The 19,471-nt window shown below is 59.5% G+C and carries 16 protein-coding genes; 14 read left to right on the plus strand and 2 right to left on the minus strand.

Annotated elements, in window-relative coordinates:
- The first annotated feature begins 4 nt into the window (after nt 1-4).
- The 9 genes from IH404_RS15480 to IH404_RS15520 all read left to right on the plus strand — a co-directional run bounded on the left by IH404_RS15480 (nt 5) and on the right by IH404_RS15520 (nt 9,208).
- Nucleotides 5-448, plus strand: a complete 444-nt coding sequence (locus tag IH404_RS15480; protein ID WP_005788482.1) for an SRPBCC family protein — start codon at nt 5-7, stop codon at nt 446-448.
- A 3-nt stretch (nt 449-451) separates the two neighbouring features.
- Entirely contained in the window at nt 452-1,594 is a 1,143-nt protein-coding gene (locus tag IH404_RS15485) for an acyl-CoA dehydrogenase family protein (protein WP_005788483.1), read from the plus strand.
- Nucleotides 1,591-2,418, plus strand: a complete 828-nt coding sequence (locus IH404_RS15490; protein WP_194438328.1) for an SDR family NAD(P)-dependent oxidoreductase — start codon at nt 1,591-1,593, stop codon at nt 2,416-2,418. The genes IH404_RS15485 and IH404_RS15490 overlap by 4 nt, the downstream gene beginning before the upstream one ends.
- 10 nt (nt 2,419-2,428) lie before the next feature.
- The gene (locus IH404_RS15495) at nt 2,429-3,388 is read left to right on the plus strand and encodes a fatty acid desaturase (RefSeq protein WP_005788485.1); all 960 of its coding nucleotides are present in this window, start codon (nt 2,429-2,431) and stop codon (nt 3,386-3,388) included.
- A gap of 46 nt (nt 3,389-3,434) precedes the next feature.
- Complete coding sequence (locus IH404_RS15500) at nt 3,435-4,250, plus strand: DUF3050 domain-containing protein (RefSeq protein ID WP_194438329.1); 816 nt, start codon at nt 3,435-3,437, stop codon at nt 4,248-4,250.
- Between the two features lie 29 nt (nt 4,251-4,279).
- Complete coding sequence (locus IH404_RS15505) at nt 4,280-5,347, plus strand: HlyD family secretion protein (protein WP_194438331.1); 1,068 nt, start codon at nt 4,280-4,282, stop codon at nt 5,345-5,347.
- Nucleotides 5,344-6,861, plus strand: coding sequence for a DHA2 family efflux MFS transporter permease subunit (locus IH404_RS15510; protein WP_005788488.1), 1,518 nt, complete (start codon nt 5,344-5,346; stop codon nt 6,859-6,861). The genes IH404_RS15505 and IH404_RS15510 overlap by 4 nt, the downstream gene beginning before the upstream one ends.
- A 22-nt stretch (nt 6,862-6,883) precedes the next feature.
- Nucleotides 6,884-8,227 (plus strand): TolC family outer membrane protein, encoded by a 1,344-nt coding sequence (locus tag IH404_RS15515; RefSeq protein ID WP_005788489.1) that lies wholly within the window; start codon nt 6,884-6,886, stop codon nt 8,225-8,227.
- A gap of 84 nt (nt 8,228-8,311) precedes the next feature.
- A complete protein-coding gene (locus IH404_RS15520) occupies nt 8,312-9,208 on the plus strand; it encodes a LysR substrate-binding domain-containing protein (protein ID WP_005788490.1) in 897 nt (298 codons plus the stop codon).
- Between the two features lie 2 nt (nt 9,209-9,210).
- Here the strand turns inward: IH404_RS15520 and IH404_RS15525 are convergent, their stop codons facing one another.
- Nucleotides 9,211-9,666, minus strand: coding sequence for a hypothetical protein (locus IH404_RS15525; RefSeq protein ID WP_194438333.1), 456 nt, complete (start codon nt 9,664-9,666; stop codon nt 9,211-9,213).
- A gap of 376 nt (nt 9,667-10,042) precedes the next feature.
- Here IH404_RS15525 and mexE point away from each other — a divergent pair, with 376 nt between their 5' ends.
- The 4 genes from mexE (at nt 10,043) to IH404_RS15545 (ending at nt 16,707) form a co-directional block, all read left to right on the plus strand.
- Entirely contained in the window at nt 10,043-11,284 is a 1,242-nt protein-coding gene (gene mexE, locus IH404_RS15530) for a multidrug efflux RND transporter periplasmic adaptor subunit MexE (protein WP_005788491.1), read from the plus strand.
- A 15-nt stretch (nt 11,285-11,299) separates the two neighbouring features.
- Nucleotides 11,300-14,479 carry an efflux RND transporter permease subunit gene (locus IH404_RS15535; protein ID WP_005788492.1) on the plus strand — a complete coding sequence of 1,060 codons (3,180 nt, stop codon included), beginning with the start codon at nt 11,300-11,302 and terminating at the stop codon, nt 14,477-14,479.
- Nucleotides 14,476-15,891 (plus strand): TolC family protein, encoded by a 1,416-nt coding sequence (locus tag IH404_RS15540; RefSeq protein ID WP_194438334.1) that lies wholly within the window; start codon nt 14,476-14,478, stop codon nt 15,889-15,891. Before IH404_RS15535 ends, IH404_RS15540 begins: the two co-directional genes overlap by 4 nt.
- Nucleotides 15,892-16,182: 291 nt before the next feature.
- Entirely contained in the window at nt 16,183-16,707 is a 525-nt protein-coding gene (locus IH404_RS15545; protein ID WP_194438335.1) for a hypothetical protein, read from the plus strand.
- A 725-nt stretch (nt 16,708-17,432) separates the two neighbouring features.
- On the opposite strand, the gene IH404_RS15550 is transcribed toward IH404_RS15545, so the two are convergent.
- On the minus strand, nt 17,433-18,452 hold the full coding sequence (locus IH404_RS15550; protein ID WP_194438336.1) for an AraC family transcriptional regulator: 1,020 nt from the start codon (nt 18,450-18,452) through the stop codon (nt 17,433-17,435).
- Between the two features lie 168 nt (nt 18,453-18,620).
- Between IH404_RS15550 and efeU the strand changes: the two genes are divergently transcribed.
- Complete coding sequence (gene efeU / locus IH404_RS15555) at nt 18,621-19,466, plus strand: iron uptake transporter permease EfeU (protein WP_194438337.1); 846 nt, start codon at nt 18,621-18,623, stop codon at nt 19,464-19,466.
- Nucleotides 19,467-19,471 lie beyond the last annotated feature (5 nt).

A 19,471-nucleotide genomic window follows, 5' to 3' on the forward strand; every position in this document is an offset into this window, starting at 1 on the left:
CCCCATGCAAGAAGTCAACGTGCAGGCCCATATTCCCCATGCCTGCGCTGATGAAGTATTTGCGGTGATCAGCGATTTCAGCAATTACGTCGAGCTCTGCGAGTCGGTGCGCAATATCAGCATCAACAAGGTCAGCGACCAGGTGTCGTTTACGTCCTGGGAGGTCAACTTCCACAGCGGCATTCTCAAGTGGCAGGAGCGTGACACCTTCAATGCCGACACCCGGGAAATTCATTTCGAGCAAATGGCCGGCGACGTCGATCACTTCTCCGGCACCTGGCACGTCTTGCCGGACGGCAAGGACGCGATCATCTCCTTCAAATCGCGCTTCGACCTGGGCCTGCCGATGCTCGCGGACATGCTCGACCCTGTGGCCAAACAAGCCATCCGGGACAACATTCACTCGATCATCACCGGCCTGTTTCCGGCGAGCTACTTGAAGGCCTGAACCATGTCACTGTCGTTACTGAATCGCTCACGCGATCTGCTTCAACGCTACGCCCCTGGTTTTGACGAGCGCCTGGCGGCCATTCCTCCGGCCCAGCGTGAGGCGCCACAGAGCGAGATCATCGCCCTGTTCAAGCAACATGGCCCGGTGGGGTTGCTGGTCAACCGCGAAGCCGGCGGGCTGGGCGCGAATATCCTTGATGCGGTGCATGTGCAGATCGCCCTGGGGGCCCGCTCGCCCTCGCTGGCGGTGGCCAGCACCATGCACCAGTTTTCCGTGGCGAGCTTATTGGCACTCACGCAGAACGGTGGCGGCGCCGAAGGCCTGTTGCTGGCTGCCGTCGCGCAAAAACGCTTGTTGCTGTCTTCGGGGTTTGCCGAGGGCACCAGCGGAGCGGGCATTCTCGACTCGGCCATGCAAGCGGTGCACACCCCAGAGGGGGTGTTACTCAGCGGCAGCAAGAAGCCCTGCTGCCTCGGACAGTCGATGGACTTGCTCACCGCCAGCTATATCCGCCAAACCCCTGGCGGCGAAGAGCTGATGGTCGCATTGATTCCGGCCACTGCGCCGGGCATCAGCCGCAACCCCTTCTGGCAGAACAGCGCCCTGGCCGGCGCTGAAAGCATCGAAGTACGCCTCAACGAAGTGCTGGTGCCCGAGCGCATGGTGTTTTCCGCCGGCTACACGCACCAGCTGGGCGACGTGCAAACCGTGGGTTTTATCTGGTTCGAACTGTTGATCTGCGCATCCTATGTGGGTGCCTGCGCCGGCCTGATCGAGTCGGTCACAGATGCCGCCCGCTGGACCGCGCATCACCGCGTGGACCTGGCAGCCGACCTGCAATTGGCGATCAGCGCGCTGGAAGGCGCGGCCCTGGATATCGAGCGCAACCCACAGGACTTGCCTAACGTGTTGGCCCGTCTGCTGCTGGTGCGTTATGGCATCGAGCAACGGCTTGCCCAGCTCTCCGACCAGGCCCACGCCATGTTGGGCGGGATGGCGTTCATCACCAGCAACCTGAGTTCCAACGGTTTGATGGCCTGCCGCGGCTTGCAATTTCATCCACCGGCCAGGATCTCGATGGCGACGAACCTTGACACCTACCTGTCCGCATCAACCTTCAGCATGACCGGAGCGCACTCATGAACCTGCTCGGAAAAACCATTGTTATCACCGGCACCGCGCGCGGCCTGGGTTTCGCGGCGGCCTGCAAGCTCAAGCGACTGGGCGCCACCGTGATTGGCCTGGATATCCTCGCACCGCAAGACAGCGGCCTGCTGGACGCGTTTTATCAAGTCGACCTATGTGACCGCCACGCCGTGGCCAACGTGATCAGCGCTATCAGCACCGATTTCGGCGACATCGACATTCTGGTCAACAACGCCGGCACCCTGACGCTGGAACGCGGCGAAACCGGCGTCACCGATGAGGTGACCCGCGCGGTGGATGTCAACCTGTTCGCGCCTTGGCAACTGACTTCGGGGTTCCTGCCGGGGTTGCTGCGAAAGCGCGGCAAAGTGGTCAACGTGTCCTCACTGTTCGCGCTGGTGAATGCGCCCTACGTGGCCGCCTATGCTGCGAGCAAACGTGCGCTGAGCGCTTATTCGGATGTGCTGCGTATGCAGTATCGCGGGGAACTTGACGTGGTCACGGTGTACCCGGGGTTCATCGACACGGCGATCCACTTGCCCGCGCAGCGTGTTGGCCTGTCGGTCAAACGCCTGGTGACCTTCAAGTGGGGTGACAAGACCCTGCTGTCCCTCGAAGAAAAGCTGGATGCCGCCGCGAACGGCCTGGTACGTGCCTGCCAGAAAAATGGCCTGCGCAACCGGGGGCTGACGTTCATGGGCACGCTGGCCATGTATACCGCACGCAGCGCGCCGAGCGTGGTGGATGGCTTTATCGCCATGCGCCTGCGCACGCTCACGCGCGGCGGCCACCTGGTGCTCAACCCTGAACTGATCGAGTAAGCCGTCGCCAATGGCCAGCCACCTGCACCCCAAGCCCCAGGTCCGCCTCGACCGCGCCTTGTTCAAGGCCCGGCCGAGGGAGTCCTTGCTGATCATCGCCTATGCCTTGAGCCTTTACCTTTTGCCACTGGCACTGTTTGTGTGGGTGGCGACCACAGCTTCCACCCTGTGGACGCTGGTGTGTTTGCCGTTGGTGGTATTGGCGGGATACGGGTTATTTCTGCAAGCGATCCTTGGGCATGAAGGTTTCCACTTCAACCTGAGTGCGAACCCCATGCGCAGTTGCTACCTGGGCATTGCCACCAGTTCGCTGCTGCCGGGGTTCTGTGTGACCGGTTACTTCGTAGACCATTGGCAACACCACCGTTACAGCAACAGCACGAAGGACCCGGACTACCAGCTCTTTTCGCGTTACCACACACTGGCAAGCCGCATCACCCTGTCGCGCTTGATCGCCACCCTGCGTTATCTGCAGACCACCTGGCGCCTGGCGTTCGGGCCATTGGGCAATCCCTCGGCGCTGCCATTGAGTTCGGTGCAGGTGCAACGGCTGGCGCGCTGCAATATCGCCTGCCAAGTCGTATGGCTCAGCCTTTATGGGCTGGCCATATGGCTCATCGACGGGTTGCTGCTGGGGTTTTCCTTGAGCCTGGCGGTGGCGTTCATGCTGTCGGCGGTCAATGCCTATCAGGAACATGCTTTCGACGCAGGCCCGCACTTGCCGCCAGCGCGTTCACGCACTTCGCGCCTCAACACCTGGCTGCACGCAGGTTCGAACTTTCACCTGGAACATCATTTTTACCCCGCGGTGCCTTGCTGGCGACTGCCCAAGGTACACCGTCAACTGCTGGACGCGGGGTGGTACGAAGACCGGCAATTCCTGCTGGAAAAGCACTTCGTGCGGTCTTTCCGGTATGCCACCGGGCGCCACCCCTACCGTACAAACACGGTAAACGACACACACCCTTAATTTCCGCTGGATTTTCTGCCTGACCCTTCAGGCCGCAGGAGCACGCATGCCTTTTGATATCGATAGCCACATTGAAACCGAGCGCGAGCAGCTGTTCAGTCACCCCTTGTTCGCCAATATCCGCACCGTAGAAGACGTGCGCACCCTGATGGAATTTCACGTGTTCGCTGTCTGGGACTTCATGACCTTGCTCAAGCGTATCCAGCGCGACCTCACCTGCGTGGAGTTGCCCTGGGTACCGCCGGTACACATCACCGCCGCCCGCCTGATCAACGAAATCGTGGTCGGTGAAGAGACCGACGAGCATCCCGAGGGCGGTTTTATCAGCCACCTGGACCTGTACCTCGCGGCCATGGATGAAATCGGCGCCGACAGCAGCGTATTCCGCCGCTTCCTGACCGCTATCCAGGCCAAGGTGCCGCTGGCCAAGGCGCTCAACCACGGAGAGATTCCAACGGCGGCCAAAGTGTTCATGTGCCAGACCCTCGATATTGCGCAACACGGCAGCACCGAAGCGGTCCTGGCGTACTTCTTCTTCGGGCGTGAAGACATTATCCCCGACATGTTTGGTCGGCTGCTGTCGCAATGGTCGGTCAGTGAAAGCGAGGTACCGATGCTCACGTATTACTTGAAGCGCCACATCGAGATGGATGGTGACGATCACGGCCCGGCGGCCAAACGCATCATCGCCGAAATCGTCACCAGCCCCGCGCAACACCTGCACATGGTCGAGAGTGCCAAGACCGCAATCAACTCACGGATTGACCTGTGGAATGGCGTGCATCAGTTCCTGCTGGACAAGGCTCAGCCGACGGTGAGCCGTCCTGCGCGGGAGGTCCACACCGTTTCTGAGCCTGCTTGACCTCAACGCGCATTGACAGGGAGTACCACATGACCAAAGGCAAGTTGATAAAACTGACGCTGTGCGGCGTCGTGGTCGGCGGGTTGCTGATACTGGGCTGGCAGCGCTGGCAGTATTCCAGCACCTACGTGAGTACCGACAACGCCGAACTCGACGGGGTGATCATCCCGGTACGGGCCAAGCTCTCGGGCGTGGTGATCAGTGTGCCGGTGGTGGACAACGTCACGGTACAAAGCGGCGACCTGCTGTTTCAGATCCGCGACAGCGAATATCGCTACCAGCTGCAGCAGCGCGAAGCACAGTGGCAAGCGCTGCTCGCCGCCGCCGGGCGCGCAGGCGTGCCGGGGGCGTTGGACAGCCAGGTGCTCGGTGCAGTGGCCATGCGCGAGGCCGCGCAAGCGGCCCTGGCTCAAGCGAGCGCCAACCTTGAGCAAGCGCGCAACGACTACCAGCGTGCCCGTCGCCTCGGCGCTCAAGGCGTGCTGAGCACCCAGGACCAGGAAGTGGCCAAGGCGCGTTTCGATGCCCTCAGCCATGCCCAGGGGGTAGCGCGCAGCAACGCCCAGGCCGCTGCCCAAAGCACCTTGGCCAACAAGGCCGAACTCAAGGTGCAGGACTATCGGATCGCGGCCGCGCAAGCTGAGCTGGAACAATCCAGGATCCAGCTCAACGACACCCGCCAGACCGCGCCGTTGCGCAGCATTGTCTCGAAAAAAGAAGTGGAGCCTGGCCAGTTTGTGGTCGCCGGCCAAAAGCTCATGAGCCTGATCGCCACCGAACCGCTGTGGATTACCGCCAACTTCAAGGAGACCCAGGTCGGCCGCGTGCGCGTCGGCCAGAACGCCCGAGTTACCGTGGACGCCTTCCCCGGGCACGCCTTCGACGGCGTCGTCGAAAGCCTGGCACCGGCCACCGGGGCGAAGTTCTCATTGCTGCCCCAGGAGAATGCCACGGGCAACTTCACCAAAGTGGTGCAGCGCGTGCAGGTGCGCATCGCGCTCAATGATGTGCCGGATGACTACAAGTCGCTGTTGAGCCCGGGCATGAGCGCGTTCGTCGAAGTGGCCGCACCTGACGACACCGGCCAGACGCTATGAGGTCGCCCTACCTGATTGCGTTTACCGTCACGCTGGTCTCGATGATGGAGTTGCTCGATGTCACCATCGTCAACGTCGCGATTCCCAGCCTGATGGGCACTTACGGTGCATCGGTGGATGAAATCTCCTGGGTCTCCACCGGTTATGTGGTGGCCAACGTGGTGATTCTTCCGGTCAGTGGCTGGCTATCGGCGTGGTTCGGCCGGCGTACTTACTACCTGGTCTCTACCGCGCTGTTCGTACTGGCATCGTTGGGTTGCGCGATGTCTGCCGAACTCTGGCAACTGGTCGCGTTCCGGGTGCTGCAAGGCCTGGCGGGCGGCGGTTTGCTGGGGATATCCCAAGCCATCATCTACGACGTGTTCCCCAAGGAAAAGGTCAGCAGCGGCATGGCGCTGTACGGCGTGGGCGTGATGATGGGGCCGACCCTCGGCCCGACCGTCGGCGGTTACCTGATCGACACCTTGTCGTGGCACTGGATCTTCTTGATCAACTTGCCGATCGGGGCCGTGGCCTTGTTGCTGTGCTGGCTGTGCATCAACGACTCGCCCAACGAACAAAAACCTTCCAGCGTCGACTACAGCGGCTTCTGCTTGCTGGCTCTGGGCGTCGGCAGCCTGCAGATCCTGCTGGAGCGCGGCGAGCACTGGGACTGGATGGCGTCCAACTGGACCGTGGCCTGCCTGTTGCTCAGCAGCTTCAGCCTGGTGGGCTTCTTCTGGTGGGAGCGGCGTGTGGCCAACCCGATCGTCAACGTCGCACTGTTCCAGAACCGCGAGTTCCTGATGGGTTGCATCTGCGCGTTTTGCGTGGGCTTCGGGCTGTACAGCACGTTGTTCATGGTGCCGCTGTTCTTGCAGACCCTGCTGGCGCAGAGCGCTTACCAGAGCGGGTTGGTGATTTTCCCCGGGGCGGTGGCCAGCGCCATCAGCACCTTGGTGATCGGCAAGCTGTCCCAGGAAAACAAGATCGACGAGCGTGTGTTCGTCACCCTGGGCATTGTCATGTACTGCTATGCGATGTTCCTGCACACCCAGTTCACCCTCGACAGCAACCCCGACTCGCTGTACTGGCCCTTGGTGATCCGCGGCCTGGGCCTGGGCATGATCTTTGTGCCGCTGACCAACCTGGCGATGCGCCGCCTGCCGCTGACATTGATCTCCGGTGCTTCGGGCGTACTCAACCTGATGCGCCAGTTGGGGGGCAGCGTGGGTATCGCCATCGCAGCCACCCTGCTCACACGGTTCTCGTGGGAACGCTACCGCCTGCTTTCCGAACATGTCACCGAATCGAGTCTGGTTGCCAGCGGCTGGGGAGGCGTGGAAACCGACCCGCTGTTTCTTTCCCTGGGCCTGGCGAGCCATCAACAAGCCCTGGCGCTGATGCCCTACATGCAAGCGCGCGAACAAGGGCAAATGCTGGCGTTCAGCATGCTGTTCGGCACCTTGGGAGCGGTAATGGCCATTGGTATTCCCATGGTGCTGATGATGCGCAGAAGCCACATCAGTCGATAAATCTTTCAGTGGAGCACACCCCTTGCGTATTCCAGGCCTGCATCTCAACACCGCCCCCCTGCTCATGCCTCTGTATTGGCTGGCACTCGCCTGCGCGCCCACCCAGGTATCGGCAAATGACTTGTACCACCTGTACCAGAAGGCACTGACCCACGACATGCAGTTCGCCGCCGCACAGGCCCAGCAATTGGCCACGGCAGAAAAGGAACCGCAAAGCCGTGCCAACCTGCTGCCAGACCTGTCTGTCACCGGCGGCGCGGCCTGGGTCGATGCCGAGGACTCTTCCGATTATCATCGCAATCGCAATAACACCAACGCCTACGCGGTGGTCCTCACACAGCCGCTGCTGCGTTGGCAGAATGTGATCGCCCACGACCAAAGCAAACTGTTGATCAGCGCCAGTGAACTGCACACTGAACAGGCGCGCCAAGCGCTGATGCTGCGCGTTGCCCGCGCTTATTTCGACGTGCTGCTCAATCAGGAACTGTTGAACACCCGCACACAACAGCTACAAACCCTGCGCGAGAGCCAGACGCGCAGCCAGCGCCTGCTGGCCGACGGGGCCACCACCGCTAACGCGCTCGCGCAGGTTCAGGCCAAATACGACCAGGCATTCGCCGAACAGATTGCCGCCCGTGGTGCATTGGACATCGCCAACGAAACACTCACCCAATTGACTGCCGCACAGGCGGGGCCGTGGTCAGGCAAAGAGCCGCAGTTCAGTGCCCCGGTGCCCGCTGCCATCGATGATTGGGCCACGACCGCGCAACAGGGCAACCTCGCCGTACAGGCGGCGCAGATTGCCCAGCGCCTGGCCGAAATGGACATCGACAAGGAACGGGCCGGCCATTTACCCACCCTTGATCTGATCGCCGCCCATGGCCGCTTCGCCTCTGTCGGCGGTGATGTATACGATGTGACATTACCGGAAAATCGCTACAACCAGACCGTGGTCGGGGTCAAACTGAGCGTTCCGCTCTACAGCGGTGGCCGCACCAGCAGTCGCGTGCGCGAAGCCCATGCACTGCAAAGCAAGGCAGCGGACGAAGTCGAAGATGCACGCCGCAACGCCGGGATGAAGGCACGTCAGGCCTACCTGCAAGTCACTAACGGCATGAGCCAATATCAGGCACTCAAGCAGGCCTTGAACTCCAGCCAGATCAACCTCGCCGCCGTGACCCACGGCTTCGAAGCCGGTTCCCGCATCAACACCGACGTACTGGATGCCCAACAGAAAGTCACCGATACCCAACAGCGCCTGGCCCAACAACGCTATGCCATTCTAATGGCCCAGTTGCACCTGTTGGCGTCCACCGGCAACCTGAGCGATGCGCGCCTGCGTGAGGTCAGCCGTACACTGAACTGACGCGCGGATGAAAGCGCTGACATTCGCTCAACGTAGGGCCTGAGTTGGATTAAGCTGGGGCATCTCAAAAATGGAACACTGCCCATGTTCGACCTGAACGAACTCTTCCTTTACGCCAAGGTGGTCGAGCACGGCGGCTTTGCTGCGGCGGGCCGAGCGTTGAACCTGCCCAAATCGACCCTGAGTCGCAGAGTCGGTCAGCTTGAGGCAAGGCTTGGGGCGCGGTTGATACAGCGTTCGACGCGCCAGTTCCAGGTTACCGATATCGGCCAGGCTTATTATCGACATTGTGTGGCGATGATTGCCGAGGCCGAGTCGGCAGAAGATGTGGTGGCCTTCAACAAATCAGAACCACGCGGCTTGATTCGCCTGAGTTGCACCACCGCGCTGCTCAACTATTGGGTGGCGCCGATGCTGGCTCAATTCATGGCGCAATGCGGTAATGTCGAACTGAATGTGAAGAGCTTCAACCGTAAGGTCGATGTGATTGCCGAGGGCTATGACCTTGCCTTGAGCCTGTGTTTCCCGCCCCTGGAAAGCAGTGAACTGGTGATGAAACTGCTCGGTAAAAGTACTCAGGTGCTGGTGGCGAGCGCGGCTTTTTTGCAGGACTATGCCCTGCCCTCGCAACCCGCCGACCTTGCCGGGCTGCCCACCGTGCACTGGGGCAACCTGATGATTCAGTACGTGTGGGAGCTGACCGGCCAGGATGGTGCGACGACGCAGATCCAGCACACGCCGCGCCTGGTCAGCGATGATGTGCCGACTTTGAAAAACGCGACACTGGCGGGAGTAGGCATCGCCAACCTGCCGTGGGTGGTGGTCAAGGAGGATGTCGCCGAGGGGCGCCTGGTTGTCTTGCTGCCTGAGTGGCAGCCCGTGCAAGGCGTTATCACGGCGGTATTTCCATCCCGGCGCGGGCTGATGCCGTCGGTGCGCGCCTTGATCGATTTTCTGGGTGAAGCGTTTGAAGCGCCGTGATTCTAACTAGCAGCCGTTTCATGAACTAAAGCTAGGCCAGCGACATCGTAGACCACACTGTCATATTCAAATGTCAGGTAAAACTGAGCCTTGATGGTATCTTTCTCACTCTCTTTGAATCTTTTTATTTTTAGTTTCCCGCTGTCCGCCTTGATGAGCGACGGTAAAGCAAAAGTAGCGGTGATACCTGCTTCATCCCTGCTCACGTCATGGTCGCCATCTTCTATAAGTTCCGGCATCTTGAGGGTGAGCAACTCAAATCGACCGGTCTCCTCTTCATGAAGGCTCCCACGAAGAATGAGAAAGCCATCGTCCGACTCATAGTAATGGAACGCTAACGCTTTCCAATATTCCTCAACCATTGGAAAGGGAGGAGCAAACATGAAATTAAAATAAACAGGGCTGGCTTTTGGATTCTTCATTGCGACGGAAAATTCGCTGGATTTGGTGTTTTTCATGGCGACCTTCCTGAGCTGATTGATTAGTCTACGTTTGCCATTGCAATACCCCTGAGTGCATGAATATCACCCTACTCAAACACCGTTAATCAAACTACTGTCAGACTTCCCGGTTGACATCTGCGCCATGTGGTGCTCAGTGGCCTCTGATTGATTGAGCAACACACCTGCCCACCAATACCTATCCATGCAGCATCTGCAACAGTCTTTTGTCATCACTCCTATTGATAGCTCCCTAACGAAACCCCCATGCTAGAGGGCTAAGTGCGCGCTTATATCATTCCGAATGATAGTTACCTTTGCTTCATTCGATTCGTGACATAGCACCCCGCCGCGCATGATCCGCCCATCTCAAATACATTGGCGGATGCACCTCATGGAACAGTCACTCAAACTTTTGCGCTTCCCCCTGGCGATTCTGGCCGTGGTGGTGATGAGCGCGTGCGGCAAGTCTCCCGAACAAGCGGCCGCCATGCCCCCAGCCAAGGTCAGCGTGGCCAAGGTACTGGAACAGCCGGTCAATGAGTGGGACGAATTTACCGGTCGGCTGGAAGCCCCGGAAACCGTGCAGATTCGTCCTCGGGTGTCCGGCCAGATTGACCAGGTCGCTTTTACTGAAGGCGCTTTGGTCAAGAAAGGCGACCTGCTGTTCCAGATCGACCCGCGCCCGTTCCAGGCCGAAGTGCGCCGCCTGGAGGCCCAGCTGGCTCAGACCAAAGCCGCCGCCACCCGCAGCGAAAACGAAGCGCAACGCGGCGAACGCCTGCGCCAGAGCAATGCGATCTCCGCCGAGCTGGCCGACTCGCGCACCACCGCCGCCCAGGAAGCCCGCGCCGCCATGGCCGGGATCCAGGCGCAGTTGGACCTGGCCCGCCTGAACTTGAGCTTTACCCGTGTCACTTCGCCGATCAGCGGCCGCGTCAGCCGTGCCGAAATCACGGCCGGCAACCTGGTGACCGCCGACACCACGGCGCTGACCAGTGTGGTGTCCACCGACAAGGTCTACGCCTACTTCGACGCCGACGAACGTGTGTTCCTCAAGTACACCGAACTGGCCCGTGAAGGCCGTCGCGGCGCAACCACCCCGGTGTATCTGGGCCTGTCCAACGAAACCGGCAACCCACACCTGGGCCAGATGAACTTCGTCGACAACCAGGTCAACCCGTCCACCGGCACCATCCGTGGCCGTGCGGTGTTTGACAACAGCAAGGGCGAATACACCCCTGGCCTGTATGCGCGCTTGAAGCTGGTCGGCAGCGGCACCTATTCCGCCGTGCTGATCAACGACGAAGCCGTCGGTACCGACCTGGGCAAGAAGTTCGTGCTGGTGATGGAAGGCGACAAGCCGGCTTACCGCGCAGTGGAATTGGGGCCCAAGATCGAAGGCTTGCGCATCGTACGCAGCGGCCTGACCAAGGACGACACCGTGATCGTCAAGGGCCTGCAGCGTGTGCGCCCCGGCTCACCGGTCGCGCCGGAAACCATTCCGATGGCCAGCAAGGAAACCCTCGCCGCCTTGGCCCAACAACGACAAGCGCTTGAAGCCAGCAACCTGGAGCAAGTGGCGCCGGAAACGACTGCGCCCAAGCTCGCCAGCACTGCGACTCCACGCGGTTAAGGGATACGACTCAAGATGAATTTTTCCAAGTTCTTCATTTCGCGGCCGATCTTCGCAGCGGTGCTGTCGCTGTTGATCCTGATCGCGGGTGCAATCTCGCTGTTCCAACTGCCGATCAGCGAATACCCGGAAGTGGTGCCGCCGACTGTGGTGGTACGCGCCAACTTCCCGGGCGCCAACCCCAAAGTCATCGGCGAAACCGTGGCCGCACCGCTGGAGCAGGCCATCACGGGTGTCGAGAACATGCTGTACATGTCCTCGCAGTCCACCGCCGACGGCAAACTGACCCTGACTATCACCTTCGCCCTGGGCACCGACCTGGACAACGCGCAGGTGCAAGTGCAAAACCGTGTGACGCGGACTCAGCCAAAGCTGCCTGAGGAAGTGACACGCATCGGTATCACCGTGGACAAGGCTTCTCCCGACCTGACCATGGTGGTGCACTTGACCTCCCCGGATCAGCGTTACGACATGCTGTACCTGTCCAACTACGCGATCCTCAACATCAAGGACGAACTGGCCCGTTTGGGTGGCGTCGGCGACGTGCAGCTGTTCGGCATGGGTGACTACTCCCTGCGCGTATGGCTGGATCCGAACAAGACCGCCTCGCGCAACCTGACCGCCACCGATGTGGTCACGGCGATCCGCGAGCAGAACCGCCAGGTGGCTGCCGGTGCCCTGGGCGCCCAGCCTGCGCCGAGTGACACCAGCTTCCAGTTGTCGGTCAATACCCAAGGCCGCCTGGTCACCGAGGAAGAGTTCGAGAACATCGTGATTCGTGCCGGCGCCAACGGTGAAATCACGCGCCTCAAAGACATCGCCCGGGTCGAGCTGGGCTCCAGCCAATACGCGCTGCGCTCGTTGATCGATAACCAGCCCGCCGTTGCGATTCCGATTTTCCAGCGTCCCGGCTCCAATGCCATCGACATCTCCAATGATGTGCGCAGCAAGATGGCCGAGCTTAAAAAGAGCTTTCCGGCGGGGATGGATTACCGCATCGCCTATGACCCGACCATCTTTGTACGCGGCTCTATCGAAGCGGTGGTACACACCCTGTTCGAAGCACTGATCCTCGTGGTGCTGGTGGTGATCCTGTTCCTGCAGACCTGGCGCGCCTCGATCATTCCATTGGTGGCGGTGCCGGTGTCCTTGATCGGTACATTTGCGGTGATGCACCTGTTCGGGTTCTCGCTCAATGCCCTGTCATTGTTCGGCCTGGTACTGGCCATCGGTATCGTGGTGGACGACGCCATCGTGGTGGTGGAGAACGTCGAACGTAATATCGAGCTGGGCCTGGAACCGTTCCCGGCTACCGAAAAAGCCATGAGTGAGGTCACCGGTCCGATCATCGCCACCGCGCTGGTGCTGTGTGCGGTGTTTATCCCGGCCGCCTTTATCAGTGGCTTGACCGGGCAGTTCTACAAGCAGTTCGCCTTGACCATTGCGATCTCGACCGTGATCTCTGCGTTTAACTCACTGACGCTGTCCCCTGCCCTGGCCGCCGTGTTGCTGCGCGGTCACGATGCGCCGAAGGATCGCTTCTCGAAGTTCCTCGACAAACTCTTCGGTGGCTGGCTGTTCCGTCCATTCAACCGCTTTTTCGAAAAGGCCAGCCATGGCTACGTGGGTACCGTACGCCGAGTGATTCGCGGCAGTGGTATTGCCCTGTTCGTATACGCCGGCCTGATGGTGCTGACATTCTTCGGGTTTGCTCACACCCCGACCGGTTTCGTACCGGCCCAGGACAAGCAATACCTGGTGGCCTTCGCCCAACTGCCCGACGCTGCAAGCCTGGACCGCACCGAAAACGTAATGAAGCGCATGTCGGAGATCGCCCTTAAACAACCCGGCGTGGAAGCTGCGATTGCCTTCCCCGGCCTGTCGATCAACGGCTTCACCAACAGCCCGAACAGCGGCATCGTGTTCGTGACCTTGAAGCCCTTTGATGAGCGTAAAGACGCGAGCATGTCCGCCGGTGCAATTGCCGGTGCACTGAACGGCCAATACGCCAACATTGAAGAAGCCTACATGGCGATCTTCCCGCCTCCGCCGGTACAAGGCCTGGGCACCATCGGCGGGTTCCGCCTGCAGATCGAAGACCGTGGCAACCTCGGCTATGACGAGCTGTACAAAGAAGTCCAGAACGTGATTGCCAAAAGTCACAGCGTGCCTGAACTGTTCGGCCTGTTCACCAGCTACACAGTGAACGTGCCGCAAGTCGACGCCGCCATCGACCGCGAAAAGGCCAAGACCCACGGCGTGGCGATCAGCGACATCTTCGACACGCTGCAGGTCTACCTGGGCTCGTTGTATGCCAACGACTTCAACCGCTTCGGGCGTACCTACCAGGTCAACGTGCAGGCCGAGCAGCAGTTCCGTCAGGACTCCGACCAGATCGGCCAGCTGAAAGTGCGTAACAACAAAGGCGAGATGATCCCCTTGGCGACCTTTATCAAGGTCAGCGACACCTCGGGCCCGGACCGCGTGATGCACTACAACGGCTTTATCACCGCTGAAATCAACGGCAACGCCGCACCGGGCTACAGCTCTGGCCAGGCCCAGGCTGCGATTGAAAAGCTGTTGAAGGATGAACTGCCCAACGGCATGACTTATGAGTGGACTGACCTGACCTATCAGCAAATCCTCTCGGGCAATACCGCGCTGTTCGTGTTCCCGCTCTGCGTGCTGCTGGCGTTCCTGGTACTGGCCGCCCAATACGAAAGCTGGAGCCTGCCGCTGGCGGTGATCCTGATTGTCCCGATGACGCTGCTGTCGGCCATTACCGGGGTGATCATCTCGGGCGGCGACAACAACATCTTCACCCAGATTGGCCTGATCGTACTGGTGGGCCTGGCCTGCAAGAACGCGATTCTGATCGTCGAGTTCGCCAAGGATAAACAAGCGGAGGGCCTCGACCCGCTGGCTGCGGTACTGGAAGCCTGCCGCCTGCGTCTGCGGCCGATCCTGATGACCTCGTTCGCGTTCATCATGGGTGTGGTGCCGTTGGTATTGTCCAGCGGTGCGGGTGCCGAGATGCGCCATGCCATGGGTGTGGCGGTGTTCTCCGGGATGATCGGTGTGACCTTCTTCGGTCTGTTGCTGACGCCAGTGTTCTACGTACTGATCCGTCGCTATGTTGAGCGCCAGCAAGCGCGCAAAGCGGCCAAGGCCTTGAAGCTGGAGACACAGCAATGAGTGTGAAAGTATTCCTGCCGAGCTTGCTGGTACTGGCGCTCGCCGCCTGTGCCGTAGGCCCGGACTACAAGACCCAGCAACTGGAGGCGGCCAACATCACGGCCGCCGCCGACAGCAAAAGCTACGACCATGCCAAATACGAAGGCATCTGGTGGCAGCAGTTCGAAGACCCGACGCTCAACCAACTGGTAACCCAGTCGCTGAGCGGTAACCGCGACCTGCGCGTAGCCTTTGCCCGCCTGCGGGCGGCACGGGCTATCCGTGATGACGCGGCCAACGACATCATGCCAGTGGTCACCTCCCGCGCCAGCAGCGATGTGGGCAAGGGCCAGATCCCCGGCCAGACCACCAAGCGTGTCAACAGCGAGCGCTACGACCTGGGCCTGGACATGGCCTGGGAAGTGGATTTGTTCGGGCGCATCCGCCGCAACCTGGAAGCCAGCGACGCTGACCAACAGGTGGCCGAAGCCGATCTGTACCAACTGCAAGTCACCATGATCGCCGAACTGGTGGATGCCTATGGCCAACTGCGCGGGGCGCAACTGCGTGAACGCATCGCCCTGGACAACCTGAAGAACCAGCAGGAATCGCGCACTATCACCGTCAGCCTGCGTGATGCCGGCGTCGGTGATCAGCTCGACGTGGAGCGTGCCGATGCGCGCCTGGCGGCGGTGGAAGCCAGCGTGCCGCAACTACAGGCCGAACAAGTGCGCGAACGCAATCGCATCGCCACCCTCCTCGGCCAGCGCCCCGACAAGCTGAGCGTGGACCTGAGCCCCAAAGACCTGCCGGCGATTGCCAAGGCGCTGCCGATTGGCGACCCGGGGCAATTGCTGCAACGGCGCCCGGACATTCTCAGCGCCGAACGCAAACTGGCCGCCGCCACCGCGCGTATCGGCGTGGCCAAGGCCGACCTGTTCCCACGGGTCAGCCTCAGCGGCTTCCTCGGCTTTACCGCCGGGCGTGGTTCGCAGATCGGCTCGGCTGCAGCGAATGCCTGGTCCCTGGGCCCGAGCATTACCTGGGCCGCGTTTGACCTGGGCAGTGTGCGTGCGCGTTTGCGCGGTGCGAATGCCGAGGCCGACGGCGCCCTGGCAACCTACGAACAGCAAGTGCTGCTGGCCCTGGAAGAGTCCGAGAACGCCTTCAGCGATTACGGCAAGCGTCAGCAACGCCTGGTCTCGCTGATCCGCCAAAGCGAATCCAGCCGCGCCGCCGCCGACCTCGCCGCGATCCGCTACCGCGAAGGCACCGTGGACTTCCTGGTACTGCTCGACGCCCAGCGCGAACGCCTGGCCGCAGAGGACTCCCAGGCCCAGGCCGAAGTGGATCTGTATCGCGGCATTGTGGCGATCTACAAGGCGTTGGGTGGTGGCTGGCAACCGGATGCGGTGGTGGCCAGCAGCAAGTGAGGTAAAGAGCTCCTTTGGTTGGTCGCATCCAGCCAATTTTTAGCCCTGCGATCCATTCGGTCGCGGGGCTTTTTTTTGTCAGGACTTCCTAAAATGTTGAACGTTATTTCTGTAAGCCAATTAGGAAGTCCTTCGTAGGTAATTTCCTAGTACTGCGCTATACCTGGCTTCCAGGTTTTAATACTTCAGAAACAACAGTGCATTTTCATGTAGGCAAGCGGTACACCCACGTTAAAGTAATTGGCGCACGTGTCGACAACCAAGTGCCACTTACTAATGGAGGAAGGCGACATGGCTATCATGTTGACTGCTGAGCAGATGAGGCATACCAAGGCAACTAACGCTTACGTTATTAAAAATCCTGAACAAATAACGAATGAATTCACAATCACTGAGGAGTCCGTAGCAGCTGACACACTAAATCTTGGTGAAACAAAAAAAATCGCCGACCTGAAAGAATATTTAAAGGGCTTTGACATGACAGCCATAAGCTCAGATGACCTCAGAAAAGTAGCGCGACGATTATTCGACGATGAAATGATAGATATACATGCATTTGTAATATTCGCCGAAGGCAATTTGGCGAGTGGTGCAGATGGTCTTCCTACAGAAACAGACGTCAAATTCAACGCCATCGCTTTGTTTAATGAGCGGCTTGAGGACTACAATGATTTCCTTGAAAATAATCCTGCAGACGTGAAAGAAGATACTTTGAGGTGGCGGCGTGGGATGATAGATGCCAATCACGCGATAGGCGCATTGACCTACTTCGTCAACTCTTCCAGAAGTGATTTAAAGATTCATGAGCAAGCTTGAATCCAAGTCGTTTGGGCAGTGCGCTAAGGAGGATCTTAACGCACTGCCATTGCAGGCCTTCAGCGGCCGTATTTGGCGGTGCCTGAGTAGGATTTCACATCAGGGTCGGAATTGAACATAGCGACTCGATAGGTACCAAACGATCCAGAGTATGAAGCGCTGCTCCCAAAGCTTGTCGCAACAGATTGCCAAGAGGCTCCCAACTGCTTTTGGATAATCAACTGTGGCGCCCGCCCTCCTCCCGTGGAAGCTGAGGCATCAATAGTCGCACCCGCACATCCATTCGCGGAAGTTATTGTGAACGGGCCATACACAGTCGTTTCGACACCAGGTGGCAAAAGCCCGCTATAGCTATCACTTATATACAGACACAAGGCCGACACCTGAGCAGACAAAAGCATTAACGCGAGACACGGCAACGCAATAAGACCTTTCATGATCTCACCTCAAATCAGAAAATAGTAAATAAATACCCACTCGAAATATCTGATCTTTTATTTCCCCATAAGCGCACCTCGCAGTTAAGCAACGGCTGCCAGCACATGACACTCGATATCAGCCCAGCAGATATCAAGCACCCACTAATGCGGGTAGGAACACGTTGCTTACAGTGCACGAAATCAAGCGCTAAATATGCCAGCCACGTCCTAAAATATCGAAGGAGCGTTCTGTCATACTTGGGTGAAGGAATAAGTGAGAATTGTCCTAATCCCGCATGACGGAAGTTAGAGTCGACTCGAGTCGCTCAAAATCAAACTCCGATAATGCCCCGGATTCGACCCCGCCCACTTGCGAAACGCCTTGTAGAACGAACTCGCATCGGCAAACCCCAGCCGCGTGGCAATCTCGGCAAAGCTGATCTGCGGTTCAGCCAGCCACACAATCGCCAGTTCTTTGCGCACACTGTCTTTGAGGCCCTGATAAGTCTGCCCCTCTTCCGCCAGGCGCCGACGCAGGGTGGACGCAGAAATACATAGCCTGGCGGCAAGGCCCTCCGTTTCCGGCCAGGTGTCGGGAGGCATCTGCCGAAGGTCGTGCTTGATGCGTGTGGCGAGGCTTTCAGGGTCGCGGTATTTGACCAGGATGTTGGCTGGTGCATGGGCCAGAAAACGTTGGAGCTCCTGCTGACTGCGTTTGATCGGCAGGTCCAGGCAGTCGGCAGAAAAGATCATGCGGGTACGGGGTCGATCAAAGCGCAGGTTGTCGGAAAACATTACCTGGTAATCGTCACAGAAGTCCGGCTGCGCGCAACGCAGCTCAATGGCCAGGATCGGGATGCGACGCCCCGCCAGCCAGCACGCGACGCCGTGGACGATCATCCAATAAGTGAAATACGTGAACGCACGCTTGGGCTCATCGGGTTCGAGCAGGACGATCTCCGCCAGGCTCTGTTGACGAACCAACTGGGCCGGCAGGTGCTCCAGCATCAACGACAGAAACCCCAGGCCGGTTTCAAGGCCCGCCGCCAGGCTCGGTTGCGCCATGGCGGCGCGACACAGAAACGCCAGGCTACCGGATTTGAGTGCACGCTGGTCCATGCCAAAAAACTCGTCATCCTTGCGCCGCGCCAGCAAACGCCAAAGGCGCGCATAGGCCGTGGCGGGGACACGGGCATGGGGCTGCTCAAGCAACGCAGGGTCAATCCCGACTTTGCTCAATGCCTCGACAGTGGCCGCACCAGGTGCACAGCTCTGCAACAGCGCTTCGCGCACAAGGTGGATGGAGATGGTGTCTTTTTCCGACATGGGATGTTGAGTTATCCGACTGCAAACCAGGTGGCCTGCATCATAAGGGCGGTCGCGCTTCGCCACCACTGTTCAGCCCACGTTCAGCAAAGGTCAATATTTCTTGTTTAGCAATGAGTATCATTATGTTACAACTTAGCTTCCTAACTAGTTACGCCCTGGTGCCCGATGCTCGTTCCTTTTTTAATCATGCTGCGCGAAGGCATTGAAGCCGCCTTGATCGTTGGCATCATCGCCAGTTACCTGCAGCAGACCGGTCGTGGCCAATGGATGCCCGCCGTGTGGATCGGCGTTTTCCTTGCTGCCGCCCTGGCCTTGCTGGTCGGTGGTGGCCTTGAGTTGGTCAGCGCCGAATTCCCGCAAAAGCAGCAGGAACTGTTCGAAGGGATCGTAGGGCTTGTCGCCGTGGGTATCCTCAGTTCCATGGTGTTCTGGATGCGCAAAGTGGCGCGGTCAATCAAACACGCTTTGCATGAGTCTCTCGACCATGCCCTGGCCGGCTCCAGGCACCAGGTATTCGCGCTGATCGCCATGGTGTTTTTTGCCGTGGCCCGCGAAGGGCTGGAGACCGTGTTCTTTCTGCTGGCGGTGTTTCAGCAGAGCGAAGGTATGGGCGCGCCGATAGGTGCCCTGCTCGGCCTGATCCTGGCCATTGTCGTAGGCTTTCTTATCTATTCCGGCAGCATGCGCCTGAACCTCGGCGCGTTTTTTCGCTGGACCGGCCTGTTCATCCTGGTAGTGGCGGCCGGCATTCTCGCCAATTCGGTGCAAGCCCTGCATGAGGCCGGTGTGTGGAACCACTGGCAAACCGTGCTGTTCGATTTCAGCGCTGCGCTGCCCATGGACAGCCCGTTGGGCTCGGTACTGGCCGGCATGTTCGGTTATCAGGAGGCGCCGACCGTCAGCACCCTGGGTGCCTATGTGATTTACCTGGTGGTGGCCCTGGTGATGTTCTTCCTGCCCTCGGCCCCCGCCAAGCCTGTCGCCACGACTTCTTCCGTTTCCAGCCAGTAAGGACC

The sequence above is a fragment of the Pseudomonas sp. OST1909 genome, assembly GCF_015277575.1.
Taxonomy (GTDB): Bacteria; Pseudomonadota; Gammaproteobacteria; order Pseudomonadales; family Pseudomonadaceae; genus Aquipseudomonas; species Aquipseudomonas synxantha_A.

What these genes read in the sequence shown, in the direction of transcription:
- IH404_RS15480 (WP_005788482.1), top strand. Translation starts at nt 5, where the DNA reads ATGCAAGAAGTCAACGTGCAGGCCCATATTCCCCATGCCTGCGCTGAT.
- IH404_RS15485 (WP_005788483.1), top strand. Translation starts at nt 452, where the DNA reads ATGTCACTGTCGTTACTGAATCGCTCACGCGATCTGCTTCAACGCTAC.
- IH404_RS15490 (WP_194438328.1), top strand. Translation starts at nt 1,591, where the DNA reads ATGAACCTGCTCGGAAAAACCATTGTTATCACCGGCACCGCGCGCGGC.
- IH404_RS15495 (WP_005788485.1), top strand. Translation starts at nt 2,429, where the DNA reads ATGGCCAGCCACCTGCACCCCAAGCCCCAGGTCCGCCTCGACCGCGCC.
- IH404_RS15500 (WP_194438329.1), top strand. Translation starts at nt 3,435, where the DNA reads ATGCCTTTTGATATCGATAGCCACATTGAAACCGAGCGCGAGCAGCTG.
- IH404_RS15505 (WP_194438331.1), top strand. Translation starts at nt 4,280, where the DNA reads ATGACCAAAGGCAAGTTGATAAAACTGACGCTGTGCGGCGTCGTGGTC.
- IH404_RS15510 (WP_005788488.1), top strand. Translation starts at nt 5,344, where the DNA reads ATGAGGTCGCCCTACCTGATTGCGTTTACCGTCACGCTGGTCTCGATG.
- IH404_RS15520 (WP_005788490.1), top strand. Translation starts at nt 8,312, where the DNA reads ATGTTCGACCTGAACGAACTCTTCCTTTACGCCAAGGTGGTCGAGCAC.
- IH404_RS15525 (WP_194438333.1), bottom strand. Translation starts at nt 9,666, where the DNA reads ATGAAAAACACCAAATCCAGCGAATTTTCCGTCGCAATGAAGAATCCA.
- mexE (WP_005788491.1), top strand. Translation starts at nt 10,043, where the DNA reads ATGGAACAGTCACTCAAACTTTTGCGCTTCCCCCTGGCGATTCTGGCC.
- IH404_RS15535 (WP_005788492.1), top strand. Translation starts at nt 11,300, where the DNA reads ATGAATTTTTCCAAGTTCTTCATTTCGCGGCCGATCTTCGCAGCGGTG.
- IH404_RS15540 (WP_194438334.1), top strand. Translation starts at nt 14,476, where the DNA reads ATGAGTGTGAAAGTATTCCTGCCGAGCTTGCTGGTACTGGCGCTCGCC.
- IH404_RS15545 (WP_194438335.1), top strand. Translation starts at nt 16,183, where the DNA reads ATGGCTATCATGTTGACTGCTGAGCAGATGAGGCATACCAAGGCAACT.
- IH404_RS15550 (WP_194438336.1), bottom strand. Translation starts at nt 18,452, where the DNA reads ATGTCGGAAAAAGACACCATCTCCATCCACCTTGTGCGCGAAGCGCTG.
- efeU (WP_194438337.1), top strand. Translation starts at nt 18,621, where the DNA reads ATGCTCGTTCCTTTTTTAATCATGCTGCGCGAAGGCATTGAAGCCGCC.